The 14,792-nt window shown below is 41.6% G+C and carries 19 protein-coding genes; 5 read left to right on the top strand and 14 right to left on the bottom strand.

Annotated elements, in window-relative coordinates; translation table 11 throughout:
• Nucleotides 1-279: 279 nt before the first annotated feature.
• Both J2Y03_RS23205 and J2Y03_RS23210 read right to left on the bottom strand, forming a co-directional pair.
• Entirely contained in the window at nucleotides 280-558 is a 279-nt protein-coding gene (locus J2Y03_RS23205; protein ID WP_132087931.1) for a hypothetical protein, read from the bottom strand.
• The gene (locus J2Y03_RS23210) at nucleotides 555-941 is read right to left on the bottom strand and encodes a single-stranded DNA-binding protein (RefSeq protein WP_310198912.1); all 387 of its coding nucleotides are present in this window, start codon (nucleotides 939-941) and stop codon (nucleotides 555-557) included. The genes J2Y03_RS23205 and J2Y03_RS23210 overlap by 4 nt, the downstream gene beginning before the upstream one ends.
• Nucleotides 942-1,206: 265 nt before the next feature.
• On the opposite strand from J2Y03_RS23210, the gene J2Y03_RS23215 reads away from it, so the two are divergent.
• Nucleotides 1,207-1,638, top strand: a complete 432-nt coding sequence (locus tag J2Y03_RS23215; RefSeq protein ID WP_132087925.1) for a YwpF family protein — start codon at nucleotides 1,207-1,209, stop codon at nucleotides 1,636-1,638.
• A 490-nt stretch (nucleotides 1,639-2,128) separates the two neighbouring features.
• Here the strand turns inward: J2Y03_RS23215 and fabZ are convergent, their stop codons facing one another.
• The 4 genes from fabZ to spoIIID form a co-directional block, all read right to left on the bottom strand.
• Nucleotides 2,129-2,554, bottom strand: coding sequence for a 3-hydroxyacyl-ACP dehydratase FabZ (gene fabZ, locus J2Y03_RS23220; RefSeq protein WP_310198916.1), 426 nt, complete (start codon nucleotides 2,552-2,554; stop codon nucleotides 2,129-2,131).
• An 83-nt stretch (nucleotides 2,555-2,637) separates the two neighbouring features.
• Nucleotides 2,638-2,973, bottom strand: coding sequence for a DNA-directed RNA polymerase subunit beta (locus tag J2Y03_RS23225; RefSeq protein WP_310198918.1), 336 nt, complete (start codon nucleotides 2,971-2,973; stop codon nucleotides 2,638-2,640).
• A 263-nt stretch (nucleotides 2,974-3,236) separates the two neighbouring features.
• Nucleotides 3,237-4,238 (bottom strand): rod shape-determining protein, encoded by a 1,002-nt coding sequence (mreB, locus tag J2Y03_RS23230; protein ID WP_132087914.1) that lies wholly within the window; start codon nucleotides 4,236-4,238, stop codon nucleotides 3,237-3,239.
• Between the two features lie 255 nt (nucleotides 4,239-4,493).
• Nucleotides 4,494-4,766 (bottom strand): sporulation transcriptional regulator SpoIIID, encoded by a 273-nt coding sequence (spoIIID, locus tag J2Y03_RS23235; RefSeq protein ID WP_007086083.1) that lies wholly within the window; start codon nucleotides 4,764-4,766, stop codon nucleotides 4,494-4,496.
• A gap of 502 nt (nucleotides 4,767-5,268) precedes the next feature.
• On the opposite strand from spoIIID, the gene J2Y03_RS23240 reads away from it, so the two are divergent.
• The gene (locus J2Y03_RS23240) at nucleotides 5,269-5,583 is read left to right on the top strand and encodes an MGMT family protein (RefSeq protein ID WP_310198922.1); all 315 of its coding nucleotides are present in this window, start codon (nucleotides 5,269-5,271) and stop codon (nucleotides 5,581-5,583) included.
• 21 nt (nucleotides 5,584-5,604) lie between these two features.
• Here the strand turns inward: J2Y03_RS23240 and J2Y03_RS23245 are convergent, their stop codons facing one another.
• On the bottom strand, nucleotides 5,605-7,602 hold the full coding sequence (locus J2Y03_RS23245; protein WP_310198925.1) for a penicillin-binding transpeptidase domain-containing protein: 1,998 nt from the start codon (nucleotides 7,600-7,602) through the stop codon (nucleotides 5,605-5,607).
• Nucleotides 7,603-7,714: 112 nt separating this feature from the next.
• Nucleotides 7,715-8,557 carry a M23 family metallopeptidase gene (locus tag J2Y03_RS23250; RefSeq protein ID WP_310198928.1) on the bottom strand — a complete coding sequence of 281 codons (843 nt, stop codon included), beginning with the start codon at nucleotides 8,555-8,557 and terminating at the stop codon, nucleotides 7,715-7,717.
• A gap of 121 nt (nucleotides 8,558-8,678) precedes the next feature.
• Between J2Y03_RS23250 and J2Y03_RS23255 the strand changes: the two genes are divergently transcribed.
• Nucleotides 8,679-9,095, top strand: a complete 417-nt coding sequence (locus J2Y03_RS23255; RefSeq protein WP_310198930.1) for a VanZ family protein — start codon at nucleotides 8,679-8,681, stop codon at nucleotides 9,093-9,095.
• 87 nt (nucleotides 9,096-9,182) lie between these two features.
• Here J2Y03_RS23255 and spoIID read toward each other — a convergent pair whose 3' ends face one another.
• The 6 genes from spoIID to J2Y03_RS23285 all read right to left on the bottom strand — a co-directional run bounded on the left by spoIID (nucleotide 9,183) and on the right by J2Y03_RS23285 (nucleotide 13,811).
• Complete coding sequence (spoIID, locus tag J2Y03_RS23260; RefSeq protein ID WP_310198933.1) at nucleotides 9,183-10,211, bottom strand: stage II sporulation protein D; 1,029 nt, start codon at nucleotides 10,209-10,211, stop codon at nucleotides 9,183-9,185.
• A gap of 184 nt (nucleotides 10,212-10,395) precedes the next feature.
• Nucleotides 10,396-11,706 (bottom strand): UDP-N-acetylglucosamine 1-carboxyvinyltransferase, encoded by a 1,311-nt coding sequence (murA, locus tag J2Y03_RS23265; RefSeq protein ID WP_310198936.1) that lies wholly within the window; start codon nucleotides 11,704-11,706, stop codon nucleotides 10,396-10,398.
• Nucleotides 11,707-11,738: 32 nt separating this feature from the next.
• Complete coding sequence (locus J2Y03_RS23270; RefSeq protein WP_310199009.1) at nucleotides 11,739-12,509, bottom strand: YwmB family TATA-box binding protein; 771 nt, start codon at nucleotides 12,507-12,509, stop codon at nucleotides 11,739-11,741.
• A 286-nt stretch (nucleotides 12,510-12,795) separates the two neighbouring features.
• Nucleotides 12,796-13,032, bottom strand: a complete 237-nt coding sequence (locus J2Y03_RS23275) for a DUF1146 family protein (RefSeq protein ID WP_132087891.1) — start codon at nucleotides 13,030-13,032, stop codon at nucleotides 12,796-12,798.
• A 245-nt stretch (nucleotides 13,033-13,277) separates the two neighbouring features.
• A complete protein-coding gene (locus J2Y03_RS23280; RefSeq protein ID WP_310198939.1) occupies nucleotides 13,278-13,457 on the bottom strand; it encodes a hypothetical protein in 180 nt (59 codons plus the stop codon).
• A gap of 27 nt (nucleotides 13,458-13,484) precedes the next feature.
• Entirely contained in the window at nucleotides 13,485-13,811 is a 327-nt protein-coding gene (locus tag J2Y03_RS23285) for a YflT domain-containing protein (RefSeq protein ID WP_310198941.1), read from the bottom strand.
• Nucleotides 13,812-13,986: 175 nt separating this feature from the next.
• On the opposite strand from J2Y03_RS23285, the gene J2Y03_RS23290 reads away from it, so the two are divergent.
• Entirely contained in the window at nucleotides 13,987-14,196 is a 210-nt protein-coding gene (locus J2Y03_RS23290) for an IDEAL domain-containing protein (protein WP_310198943.1), read from the top strand.
• Between the two features lie 69 nt (nucleotides 14,197-14,265).
• Nucleotides 14,266-14,517, top strand: a complete 252-nt coding sequence (locus J2Y03_RS23295; protein ID WP_310198946.1) for a GlsB/YeaQ/YmgE family stress response membrane protein — start codon at nucleotides 14,266-14,268, stop codon at nucleotides 14,515-14,517.
• Nucleotides 14,518-14,792: the final 275 nt, after the last annotated feature.

Genomic DNA, 14,792 nt, shown 5'->3' on the forward strand with positions numbered 1-14,792 from the left:
ATAGAGCCGCTGAACGATTATCAGCGGCCCTAGAAAAATAAAACAGGGGGGTTTTCTGTTATTTTGCCCAACTGAAATTTATTTATACCCCTTTATGAGTAAAAAAATTCCGGCGCTGCTCGGCCGGAAAATGGGGATTATTTTGGAGAGTTTTCGTTTTCTTTAACAAAGGAACCTCTACTTTCGGGGAAAATTTTTCAAAAAGCTACCGAAAAATAAAATGTGGTCTAAAATAATCCTATTCGATAAGATATCATTACGCGATGAGGAAGTTATTTTTCAAAAGTGAACTGAGTTATGGTCATGAATTTCGGATGTAATGTGTGGATACGGATGTGTGGGGTAATTTCTGATTGGGCTCCGTTCACTTTCCTTAAGCTGCCCTTTCATAATCCATTCTAGCTGACTAATTCTTTTCTGAAGACTTTCCATGTTTTGATTCGCCTGATTGATCTGTTTTTGCAGGTCGTTGTTATTCTGATTGGCTCGACCCACCATTTTAATCAAGCTCTCAAGCAGCTGCTCTAAACTGCTGGCAATATCATCACGGCTACTCAAAATGGCAGTTCCTCCTTCGTAACGGTAACCGTCCCTGGCGGCGGCTCCACATGGCTATAAGTTGGTTTGGCACCTAGGAAGCGAATGGATTCCGCCACCACTTCTGTTACATATACCCGTTTCCCCTCCTTGTTGTCATAATGCCGGGTGTGCAGCCTCCCTGTTACCCCTACGACTGAACCCTTTCGGCAATATTGTACCGTATTTTCAGCAGCTTTTTTCCAAAGTGTGCAATTGACAAAGTCTGCTTCAATTTCTCCATGCTGGTTGCGAAATTGTCGACTTACCGCCAAGGTCACCGAAGTAACCGGCAGCCCATCCGTTGTCTTTCGTAATTCCGGATCCCGCGTCAGTCTTCCGACAAGCGTAACTTGATTGATCATTCCTATTCTCCTCTCCTTTTGATGGCTTAATCATAGACCCTCAGCACTACTGCTGTAAAATGGCGAATTTCCAAAAATCGATTCGTTTTTGGCCCCAAATTTAATTTTTCGTCATGGGCAAAAAACAAGTTTGGAAGGTCTATTTTTCCCCAAATAACAAAATTGCAAAATACGACAAATATTTTTCGACATTTGCTTCCCGAACGGATATGTTATAATTTAGAAAAATATGGTCGCGAATGAAACGTAACGGGAGGTAATGTAAATGAAATCCTTTAAGTTAGTCGCTTTAGAAATTGTTGAGGATGGAAATTCTGTGGAAGTTCCATTAGAAGATGGATTAATTATTAATAAAGAAAACGAACGAGCTAGCTGGCTGCTTGAAGCTTATACGGATTTAACCCTTTATGACTATTTCAAAAAAATCCACGAGGAAAATCGCGAGGTTATTGTACAAGCGGTGATAACCAAGCGTGAAAACGACCCTGCCTTTTTTCAGACCAAGGTTTCATCACTAAATAAATTTGAAAATCATATGAGCGTCCTATTTGAAGGGCGATTACGCCGAAACAGAAGTGATTACTCTGAACTGTTACTCGACAGTCTGCTTGAACAGGGTCTCGGCGGTCAAGCGCTGCTTGAGGAATTTAAAGACAAAATGAAAAGCAAACCGAAATTAAAAATTAAGCACGATTGAAAAAGGGCAGGCTGGATTAGCCTGCCCTGCTCTTTATTATCTATTATTAATGTTGCGTTCGATTCTGTCTTCGATGTCGGTACCATTGTTAAGGTCGTTGTTGTGGTAACGTGTGTTTGTGTTGTTTAATCCGTTATTGTTAGTTCCATTCATGCCGTCGTTATAACGTGTGTTTGTGTTGTTTAAACGGTTATTTTCGTTATAACGTGTGTTTGTGTTGTTTAAACGGTTATTTTCGTTATAACGTGTGTTTGTGTTATTAATCGGTGCATTATCATTAACCGGTGGGGGTGGATTTTGATTCCTATTGAAACACCCCGCTAACATTGACACTGATAAAACCGACCCTGCAAGCAATAAAAACAGCTTTTTCTTCAAACGTAAAAGCCCCTTTCCATAGTAAAATATTGACCCGTTTTCTGGTCTGTTGTTATTTTCCCCAAGATTTAAAGGACTATTACAAAAAAAAAACAACCGGAGCAATGCCCGGTTATTTTCCTAATGCAAACGTTATTTCCGCTTCACAAGCAATTTCTCCATCCACTGTTGCAACAGCTTTCCCTTTTCCAATTGGACCCCTCAGGCGGACGATTTCTACTTCCAACCTTAACTGGTCTCCCGGTTTCACTTGTTTCTTGAAACGACAGCTATCAATTCCGGCAAAAAAAGCCAATTTACCGCGATTTTCCTCTTTTTTCAATACAGCAACGGCTCCAACCTGTGCAAGTGCCTCAACAATAAGCACACCCGGCATTACTGGATAGTCAGGGAAATGACCATTGAAAAACTCTTCATTTGCCGTCACATTTTTGATTCCAACAGCTTTTACCCCTTCTTCTACTTCCAAAATTTTATCTACAAGCAAAAATGGATAACGATGGGGGATAATTTCTTTTATTTGTGTCACATCTAACATTTTAGTACCTCCTCATAGGAACAGCTATTTACATTTTACTATTAAGAGGATACAAAAAGGAAGGGCTTGTCGCCCCTCCACGGTTATTTTTTTTCCACTAAATCAAGAATATGCGTCCAGGTCGATTGTTTTAACACATCGCCCGGATCCCCATTTCCGAGCACACTATACCCAACAGTTGCCCCTGCGACCATAAAAACTCCAGTTAAAACGACCAAAAGGACAATTCGAAGCCAAATGGGAATAAGGCGGATCCGAATCCGCTTATTTGCTAATTCCGCCTTTTGGGCTTTTTGAGCACTTTTGACTTTAGAAGCTTTTTGGGTCGTAGTACCTTCTACAGCCTTAGCCCGCTCATCTTCTTTTATCTTTTTATACTCTTCCCTCGTTTTCACCTGGTTTAGATGATTTACTGACATCTCTTTATTCCCCTTTTAACCGAAATCCATCTATTATATTGAACCATTCGTTTGCCCATTCTTCTGCTGTTTCATCATTTTACCTAATATTATACTCTATTATTAAAAATAATTAGTAGTCTTTTGCAGAAAAAGTATTTCCATGGCAAAAAGTGGCGGAATTTATTAATCAAAATCGGCTTTTTTGGAGTACTTATTTCCAAAATAAAAAGCCCAACGACTAGTGTCATTAGACTCTTTAAGTGGTAAGATGTCCTACCTGTTCACCCAAGTTTTCTCTTTGCAATACGGTCAATGTTGTCGAGCATGATGCCTGTTCCAATCGCTACACAGTCCATTGGGTTTTCGGCCACTAAGACAGGTACTTTAAGTTCGTCAGCTAGCAATGTGTCGATACCATGCAGCAGAGCTCCTCCGCCTGTTAGGATGACACCACGGTCGATGATGTCGGCAGAAAGTTCCGGCGGTGTGCGTTCAAGAACGCTTTTTGCCGCTTGAACGATAACAGCAATAGACTCGCGTAAAGCTCCTTCAATTTCTTCTGAACGAACTGTGATCGTACGTGGTAAACCACTGACCATGTCTCGTCCGCGAATTTCCATTTCTTCCGAGCGTGATCCTGCAAAGACGGTTCCAATATTGATTTTAATATTCTCAGATGTGCGTTCACCGATCAATAGCTTGTATTCACGCTTGATGTAATTGAGGATTTCCATATCGAACTTGTCGCCAGCCATTTTAATGGAGGAGGATGTTACGATATCGCCCATTGAAAGGACCGCAACATCTGTTGTTCCGCCGCCGATATCCACAACCATGTTACCGCTTGGTTGGAAAATATCCATTCCCGCGCCAATGGCTGCCACTTTCGGCTCCTCTTCTAGGTAAATCTTCTTCCCACCGCTTTTTTCAGCCGCTTCTTTGATTGCTTTTTGCTCAACGCTTGTGATGTTCGTTGGACAGCAAATCAAAATGCGCGGTTTCGATAAAAAGCCCTTCACGTTTAGCTTATTAATAAAATGTTTTAACATTGCTTCTGTTACGTCAAAGTCTGCAATTACCCCATCTTTTAACGGGCGAATTGCGACGATGTTACCTGGTGTACGTCCAACCATACGGCGAGCTTCCTCACCAACAGCAAGAACACGATTCGTATTTCTATCTATTGCTACAACAGATGGCTCATTCAATACAATTCCGCGGCCTTTTACGTGGATTAACACGTTAGCCGTTCCCAAATCAATCCCAATATCCCTAGCAAACATTCTCTTTTCTTTCCTCCTTGAAACGGTCATACTTTCCTAATTGCTAATTGTATCATATTCCTTTAAATTTCCATACTTTTTACCTAAAAAACGTAGAAATTTGTCGGAAAAAATTTATTGAAAGAGAATGCCCGCTTTTTCAGCCATTAAAAATGGCCCTTTTCTCGACTTTCTTAGAATGCACCAAGAAGTCCATGAAAATGGCCAATTTAAAACATTTTTTCTGTTTGCGCAAGAATTCTTCTGAAGATTGGCCTATTTAACGGCCTCACCTTCCTTTTCTTCCTTCTGATACTTCATTTTCGTCGCTTCTCCACCCCGGAGATGTCTGATCGATTTATGATAATCTAAAATTTCTTTTACCTCATTTGCCAGCTCAGGATTTATTTCAGGAAGTCTCTCTGTCAAATCTTTATGGACAGTACTTTTGGATACGCCAAACTCCTTCGCTATGACACGAACCGTTTTTCTCGTCTCCACGATATACTTTCCAATCTTGATAGTTCTCTCTTTGATGTAATCGTGCACACCACTCGCCCTCCCTAAATTGGATGTGAGAAGTGCGAAATGAGACCCGCTTATCACTAAGACGAAATACTAAATCCGCATGACCCGGTGCCTGTCACCATTTATGCAATTATGCGGCATTACAATGAATAATCATGTCCCCAACTGAATCCACAAAAGCCTCAAACGACTCTTCACCTCAAACACTCTCTTTGTAAAGGTTTGTAACCATCTTATTAGCTTGGATACGAATATATGCACGAATTATCTAATCAGGACAAGGTACCAAGTAAATTTTTAGAAAAATCGGACATTTCAATCAAAAAATAATTCCCCTGCTTCTTTTTTCGACATCAATGCGAAATGGCTGTAGCGTGCATGGTGTATGTCTTTTAAAAGGAAATCAAAAACCAGCTTTGATTATTTCCTGAGAAATGTGTCGATAGAAAATGTCGAATGAAAATTTTAAAAAAATTTATCTTAATTTATAATATGAAGGAGAAAGCAGAAAGGAATTTGTAAAATGCAGCCTTTTACAGAACGTGTCGTTACGATTATTAAAGCCATCCCTGAAGGAAAGGTTATGACATATGGACAAATAGCGCGGGAAGCTGGAAGCCCGCGTGCAGCACGGCAGGTGGTTCGCGTCTTGCACTCAATGAGCAGGAAGCATCGTCTTCCCTGGCACCGTGTCGTCAATACAAAAGGTCAAATCGCCATCCAGGACGATGAATCACATCAGGAGCAGCTTTTCTCGCTTGAAAGCGAAGGCGTCGAAATTGGCCTAAACGGCATCATTGATCTTGAAAAATATCAATACCACCCATCTGATTTTTAGAAGGGTGGTATATTTCGAACCTTATTTAACTTGCATAAAGAAATTCTTCACTTTTTTCACCGGTATTTGTGAACCACCGCGACCTAGGACGTCTTCCACCATCATCGCAACCATCAATGGACTGTCCGTGTTATAAGCAATGAACCAGCCATTCTCCGTTCCTTTTTCACCCTGCTTTTGTTTGATTTCAGCAGTTCCGGTTTTTCCTGCTAGTGGATAGTCTGCGATTTCAGCAGAATGGGCCGTTCCATCCGCATCACCGACGACCTTTCGCAACATTCCAGAAACGGTGGCAGCAATTTCAGGCGAAACCACACTCTTTTCACTTTTTTCAACGTCAAGCAAGAGACTTGGTTTAACCATATTTCCACTGTTCACAAAAGGAGTATAGGTTTCCAGTAAATGAACAATACTCATTTGAATTTGTCCCTGACCGTAGCCGGAGTCTGCCAAAGCAATCTCATTATCCAATTTTCCAATCGTTGATGTTTCAAGCGGGAATGGATAATCAGACTCTTCTTCAAAACCAAATCCCTTTAACCCAGCGGTGAATGGGTCTTTCCCAAGTCCCAAAGCCGTCTGTGCAAAATAAATATTATCAGAATAGACCATTGCCTTTTCTAGATTCACTGAATCGGCTTCATGAACCCGCGTCACGAAATAGCCGCCCCACGAAGCACCCTTTTGCCACTTCAAACCGTTAACATTCATTGTTTGCTCAGTTGTAATCGTATTGTTTTTCAGTCCTATAGAAGCTGTGAGCGGCTTGAAAACAGAACCTGGTGAATATGACTTATTGAACCTGGTTGTCATGGGCTTTTGTGGATTTTCCTGAAGCTGGTTCCACTCGTCACTTGAGAAGCCCAGAGAGGCTTGATTTGGGTCAAATGATGGCGAGCTGACAAGTGCCAGTGTTTGACCGGTTACTGGGTCTATCGCCGCTCCTGCGCCCGCCTCACCTACTAGCTCTGCGTACAAGCTCGCCTGCATATTAATATCAATGGTAAGCTTAACATCCGGTCCATCTTCAACTGCTTTTTCAGCCAGCAATTCTGTGCTGCCATCCGGTTTTTTAATCGTGATTTTCACGCCATTTTTCCCCTTGAGCTGCTCATCAAAAACTTGCTCGAGTCCTCTTTTTCCAATGACATCTGAGCTTGTATAGCCTTTATCCTTCAATTTTTCTAGTTCTTCTGCCGTAATCGATCCGACATAACCGATTAGGTGTGCCGCTGCTTCCTTATATGGATATATTCTTGCTTCTACCTTTTTCGTTTGCACTGGCTCTAGGGCGATTAACTGAGCGATACGCTCCGTATCGTCCATCGATACCTTCTTCAGTGGCACAAACAGGTCCGGCTTCACCCAGCTGGCCGTTATCGCTTTCTCTATCTGCTCCGGTGTCATTTTTAACAGGCTGGATAATTGCTGAATAACCGGTTCCTTCTGCCCTTCAAGCTTTCCTGGAACAACTCCCACTTCGTAAACCTGCCCGTTCATGGCTAAGCCATTTTCTGCCCGGTCAACGATTTGTCCCCGTTTCGGTTTGGTGGTGCTGACTCCGATTTTGTCGCCATCCTTTAATTGTGGAAAAATATAGGTAGTGTTCCAGTCCACATACCAGTTATTCTTTTTATCACGTTCTTCTTTGTTCATCTTAGCTTTATATGTAAATTCGATTGGTCCCGCGATGCTGTTCATTGACGCGGAAAAATCATAAGTGACACTGTCCCGGTCCTTAGGCAGTTCTTCATCCGCTCCCGGTTTTTCGAAGGTTATCTTGAGGTCGGTAATTTGTAGATCGTCGTAGATTTTTTGATAGCGGGTTGTGAAATCCTCCTTGGAGATAACCTCTTTCGTACCTTCTGTAAGGTAATCATACATTTTATCGAACTTTTGCTCATTCCAAAGCTTTATGTACGCAGCGAATTGATCCTGTGGCTGAGGTTCCTTGCTGCAGCCAGCTGCCACCATCGCGAGAAGAACCAGCAGCACCAGCATGCCGATTATTTTTTTCAAAAAAATCCCCCCTTTCTATTTAGTTTACCATATTTTTCTAAGTAAAAACTCGGGTTAAAAACGCAAAAAAAAGAGGAAGGTAGATTAATTCCCCTTTCCCCTTTGTTCACTATTAAGAGTTAGTTTTATCTGTTGACTCAGAAGATTCGTCATCTGATGGAGTACCTTCTTCTTCTGATGGAGCTTTCTCTTCATCAGTAGCAGGTTCCTCAATCATTTGTTGTTTTGGACTTTTTGTATCTTCTGCTTTTTCACCCGCTGATGCTTTTTCCTGTAATTCGCTTACTGGTTTGTTAAAATAGTTAGTCGGATTAACAGCTACACCATCTTTACGGACTTCAAAATGTACATGCGTTCCAGATTCTTCATCAAACAAGCTTTGTCCAGCCATGGCAATAACTTGTCCTTGTTTTACTTTATCGCCAACCTTAACCTTCACATCTTTAACCGATTGATATTGTGTTACAATACCTTTATCGTGTTCGATTTCAATGACATTACCAAGGGTGGCATCTTCATCAACTCTAGTAACTTCTCCGCTAAGAGCAGATACTACGTCAAACGTTTCGCCATTTTTAGATGTAAAGTCAATTCCAGTATGCGGAACATACGTATTGTTGTAAAATACTAATGCTGCTTCCTGTTTTTCTTCACTAGCGTTGAAATCATAGAATTCCATTTTGACAGTTGTCTCCATTGGATTCTTCACTGGCATTTTTAAGTTCTCTAATGCTGAGTTAACTTCAATCGCTGGAGTGTCGTTCTTTTTACCCGTTAGGTCCGAAGACTCGTAATCATACTTGTCAGTTGCATTGTCGCTGCCTTGGAACCAAAGAACGGCTGTCAGAATGATTGCTGCACTTGCAATATAAATGGCTGGAAATACCCAACGCTTTTTGAAAAAGCGTTTAACGCTGGAACCTTGAGAAGATCGTTTGTTTTCTTCCTCTCTCATTTTCATCACCTCAGCAATCATTCTGAACAGATAAGTAGAATTATATACACTAGTGAAAAAAATTTTTTGTAGTTATTTTTTGATTAACCTTACTTTTTTATGCACGAAGGAGGAAAATTTTTTGAAATACGTATTACGACTGCTTCCCATTGCCTATATGGCAGCGATTTGGATCATGTCGAGTCTGCCATCCAATCACTTCGTCGAACTCCCGGATTCAGGGCTGGACCGGACGATTAAGGAATCCCTGCATTTAATAGAGTTCGCGATTCTATACGTATTGCTAGTTTTAGCATTTTTGACACGCAGGGGACCGTTCACAGCGTCTCTGAACATCATCTCTGCCGTCATAGCCGGACTTTACGGTGTCTCCGATGAAATACACCAATCCTTCTATCCCTACCGCTCAGCGTCCTGGTTTGACCTCGTAAAAGACTTCACCGGAATCATCGTTTGCTTTTATTTTATTCGGGGTGCGCTATTTAAAGGGAAATTTGTTAGGCTTGGGAAGGTTCTTGGTTTTGTGAGAGGAATGTAGCCACTGCGATATTGCGCGGTGGTTTTTTTTGTAATATATTTTAATTTGAAGTAAAAAGCCAAACCACAATTGGTTTGGCCCACAAATTTATTTCTGCGCCGTAATCGTTGCCAGCATACTATCCGCTGCCGTAACCTCGACACCCTGATAGTAGTGCTTCACAATCTCTTGATAGTCCTTCCCATCAGCAGCCATGCCATTCGCGCCGTATTGACTCATCCCCACACCATGTCCGAAGCCGCGGGTGGTGATCACAATGCTGTTTCCTTTGCGCTCCCACTCAAAGTCCGACGACCTTAAATCCAATTTTTCACGAATTTCCTTACCGCTCAGAACTTTCCCATTAAAGTCGACCTTTGCCACCCGCTTCCCAGCGGTTCGCTCAACAATTTTTCCAATCGTCCCGCTCGCGCCCACCTTCACACCGAGCGCCGATTCAAATTGTTTAACACTAACCTCTTTAACCGAATTAAATTTCGGAGAATTTTTATCCCATGGACTTGATACACTTCGCAGGTAAGGCATTTCATTGGACCAGTAGTCCTCTGAGTTTTCCGTATAGCCATTAGAAGTCGAGAAGAAGGAGGCGTCGATAGCCTGCCCCTCATATGTCAAAATCTGTCCACTCGTAGCTCGAACCGCAGAAAGAATTTTTGAATAGTTCGATTCAAACTCCATCTCCCAGTTTTCTCTCATTTGCTCTTTGCTTAGGTAAACCTGATGAATTTGCGTATCCGTTACCTGTGCGCCTTCCGGAACACCGATATTGTCTTTGCTAAGCAATTTTCTGACGATATACGTTCTAGCTGTCAAAGCTTGTGCCTTCAAGGCTTCCTCCTTGAATTCAACCGGCATTTCAGCTGCTACAACCCCGACAAGGTATTCTTCTAGTGGAACATTATCGATTTGTCCTATAGAGGAGCGGTAAACCGCAACTTCAACTGCGGCGTCTGCTGTGTTTGCTGTCGTGGTATTTGGGGCCTTGTTGGTTAGCTCTTCACCCAATTTGCCGCTAACCTTCCCATCCCCGAACGGTAACACTAGAATCGCTGGAATAATTAAGGTGAGGGCAAATAAGAAAGATGTTAGTAGGATGAGTGGTTTGAATTTTTTCATGTAGGAGCCTCCAATTATGAAATTTGTGCACCCGATACTTGGGCTACAGTCTCAATTCATCATATGGAGGAGGACAAGCATTTATGACTAAAAAAACAATACTGAATTTTCTAAAAATGGCATATAAATAAAAACCGAAGAATGCATCCTATAGACGCCCTCTTCGGTCCTTATTTTTTAAAAATTACGCATTCAAATCCGTAATGTAACTTTCCACTTCCGTATAAACTTCTTCTGCTTCACTCACACGTTCGATATCCGCACCTAAAGCAGCTAATTTACCATGGAAGTTCACATAACCACGGTCTAAATGCTTTAACTCTGTTACACGCGTATTTCCTTCAGAAACCAGCCCTGTTAAAATAAGAGCGGCTGCGGCACGAAGGTCTGTAGACGTTACTTCCGCACCTTGTAAGTTAGAAGGCCCGTTTAAAATCACGGAACGTCCTTCAATTTTAATATCAGCATTCATCCGGCGGAATTCCTCCACATGCATGAAGCGGTTTTCGAACACCGTTTCCGTAATCATCGATGTGCCTTCTGCACGAAGCAGGAGCGCCATCATTTGTGATTGCATATCTGTTGGGAATCCTGGATGAGGCATGGTTTTAATATCGACAGCCTTAAGCTTTTCAGGACCGATGACACGAACGCCATCGCTTTCCTCAATAATCGTAACGCCCATCTCTTCCATTTTTGCAATTAAAGAAGATAGGTGTTCAGGAACCGCACCTTGTACCAATACATTTCCGCCCGTAATCGCACCAGCAACCATAAAGGTTCCCGCTTCGATTCGGTCAGGAATAATATTGTGTTCAGCGCCAAACAATACATCGACACCCTCAATACGAAGAGTGCCCGTGCCTGCGCCTCGGACATTTCCGCCCATTTTATTCAAAAAGTTAGCAAGGTCAACGATTTCCGGTTCCTTTGCTACGTTTTCAAGAATGGTCGTTCCTTTTGCAAGAGTTGCCGCCATCATGATATTTTCAGTGGCACCAACACTTGGGAAATCCAAATAAATCTTAGCACCCTTTAAGCGGCCATCAACCTCCGCTTCGATAAAGCCATTTCCTACTTTAACCTTTGCACCCATGGCTTCGAAACCTTTAAGGTGCTGATCAATCGGTCTAGAACCAATCGCACATCCGCCTGGCAAAGCCACACGTGCACGACCATTGCGTGCTAGTAGTGAACCCATCACGAGGACAGATGCGCGCATCTTACGAACGTATTCGAAAGGTGCTTCTTCTTTCAACACTCTAGATGCATCAACGACAACTGTATTATTGTCAAAGGCAACTTCCGCATTTAAGTTGCGCAATACTTCATTAATTGTGTATACATCGGAGAGTGTAGGTACTTCACGAATTACACTTTTTCCGTCACTTGCTAATAATGTGGCAGCGAGTACAGGCAGGACCGCATTTTTTGCACCTTCTACTTTAACCGATCCGTATAGCCTTTGTCCGCCGCGGACGATGATCTTTTCCAAGAGTATTCCCCTCCGCGTCCATTTTCTCTATATTAATATTCAATCGTAATGATTGGTGTGCCAACTACTATGGTAGTCTTAGCGCCCAATCCTTCGGAGCGTATGCCAATTTGTAAATTCATGTCCTGCGCGATGGAGTCTGAAAACACTGCCGAGTTCGCCGATACAGACATGAACGTATCCTCTTTTAACGCTTCGATTTCTTTTGCCTTAAAACTTTTCAATAAATCCCTTGCAACAGTAGGTATAGCCATATCCATCTTATCACTGATGCTGCCCTTCATACTAGAGAAAATTGTTGGATTTCCTCGAAATATGTCGGAGAGCCTAGTTTTAATTGGTTCCTCAATGAAAAAGGACTCCATCTCCTTATTCCACTCGTCACCGCTGACCTTATATACTATATACGCATTAACAGGTTGTTTTGTGTGGGTTGCCATAACTTGAAGCATTTCTGTGTGGTGTTTAGAAGTCGGAGATACTGCTGTTACTTCCCATTTGTCGCTGGTCTCACTTGTCGACCAATCCCAATCAGGAAACTTTTGCTGAAGCTCCTTCACATATTCCTGCACTTCTTTCTCTGTATTCAGGTCAACCAAATGCTCCCTTGCATAAAACGACCATTCTTCGAGCAAAATATCTTCTGTTTGAAAAACACTGGCGATTTTCATCAAATCAACATCGCCACCCGCTTCCGTTAACCGGCTGCCCAGCAACGCCATCAAACCAACTATCATCATCATGCTTATGCTAAAAAGTATCTTTTTGTTTCTCTTCATCTCTACTCTCCCCCTTACTACCATTGTTACCAAGGAGAGGCAGAGCATACTTGGGAAATGTCGTCACTTTTTGACAAGCTTTTTGAGATTTTTGTAAAATCACCTAATTTTCCGCTTTAAGACTGGTTCAGTTTTGCATGAAAGTTTCATTCATTGAATTCATTTTGATTTGCTTAAACGTTATTTATCTATTTTCTAAGCTGTGAGCTTTTTCATTCAGATTGCACTTTTTTTCACACAAAGAGAATTGTACTCAATTTTCGCTAAAAAAGATACATGTACGAAGACCTAAATTTTTACCAGTTGTCTATTATTGTAAAATCAAAGGCAGCTGCCTTGACCATTGAAGGTAATCTAGGAAAAAATTACTAACTGAAGATCCAATGATGATGGCCAATAATATGTATAGTAATCGCGCCTGGAAAACATGGTTCGGTTTCAGCAGCTTATCTAAGCGAATCGACTGCAGCGCCCACCAAGCCAACGCAATAAACACCAGATGCGAGAAAATACTCAACAAAGCCATTTGTCCAAAACTTTCCATCAAACCCCTCCTTTAGAGGACTAAAGAACAGTATACCATATTTCGGTGATATTTCGGTGCCACTTCGGTGCCTGTCACCATTTATGCAAAAAACTGCCATTATACATAAAATAGGTGCATATCATACAGACGGATGAAATGACCAAAGGTTTCGTTTATATTATAGAAAATTTTTCAACGCATTAACTGCCTAAACACTGGTTGTTCAAATAAACAGTGTTTAGGCAGTTAATAAGTACAAAATGAAATTAGATACCATTCCAAATCCTGCTGATTCTTAACGGGACATGAACTCTGTCCCCATGTATCTCCCTATGAACAATTGGTTTTTTAAAATAATGCATGAGTGAATGGCCATCGCTCCTTTTATGCCTTGCTCGTTTACGAATACCTTTTAATTTCTCCATACTTTGATTAGACTTTTTCATGATTATTCACCTCATTTTTTATTTAATTTAGGCCGATTTAGAAGCGACGATAATGACTTTTCCCTGATCCATTTTTTCTTCACAACGCTCCGTTGCCGCAGTTGATAGCCCCAGTGACTCTAATTTCGACCGCAATTCATCCCCCCTGGAACGAAAAACGTTTGCTACAGCTTCAAAAACTCCCTGCTCCCCTAAGCCAACTTTGTTAATATTCAGTACGTCCGTAAGATGTTCCGAACGGTTTTGATCGTGAGCTAATAAATAAATTTCATCCTTTGTATACCCCTGCATTCTGAACTGAGCGATTTCCTGTCTAGCCTCGACTCCATTTTCTACAATTTTAATATTTTCCATTTTTATTCCTCCTCAAAAGTTATCATTCAGCTGCCAATCACAGCTTGTAACAGTTATATATCCGCTCCCAAATAAATGAAACCTACTTTTTTAAAAATTCTATTAGGTTTTACTCATCAAATATTGGGGTACTTAACCTTTAGTTCTTTAAAATAGGATTATTTGGAGGTATAAGATGAGGAAAAAGGCAGAGTTAATTACAAAGATTAGTTTGTTAAAACGAAAAATCGATCAGTGTCTAGATGACCGGGATCAGGAAGCATTTATTCGATATACTTTCGAATTAAAGGTTTGCCAGCGTTACCTGGAAACACATATGAATTACGCGGAGGCGGGTGTAAAGGAGCGTTTGGAACAAAATCGTGATAAGTTTTCTCATTATTAGGTTTAGCTGCTGGAATACCGGGTATTTACTAACCATAACGCAGGTGAAATATTGAAAGGAGAGATTTTCATGGGATTTATTTGGACATTAATTATAGGAGGAATTATCGGCTGGTTGGCCGGATTGGTTCTGGGGCGTGATGTTCCAGGAGGAGTGATTGGAAATATCATTGCAGGGTTCATCGGGGCTTGGATTGGTTCACTTTTAGGAGGCTTTGGACCGGTAATTGGCGGATTTTACGTTTTACCAGCTTTTCTCGGTGCCATTGTTTTTGTACTCATCCTCAGCCTTGTACTAAGAATGATTAGACGCAATGCATAATATAGAACGAAGAGAAGACTGCAAATCCTGCAGTCTTCTTTTTTTGTTCTGCTCTGACGAAATCAGACATCATTCAAAATCACCGGTTGTCCTGTCCAATTCCCTAATTGTCGGTCGTGCTCCCACACCCCTGCATTGACCCAAACTCCTTTTCATTTTCCGTTTCGGTCACTCCAGACCACCTGCATTGACCCAAACTCCTTTTCATTTTCCATTTCGGTCACTCCATACTGGAATTCGAAAAATCTGCTGCCTTTTTCTATAAAAGCCCATGC

Origin of the sequence: Neobacillus niacini, from assembly GCF_031457145.1 — a bacterium.
GTDB lineage: Bacteria > Bacillota > Bacilli > Bacillales > Cytobacillaceae > Neobacillus > Neobacillus niacini_J.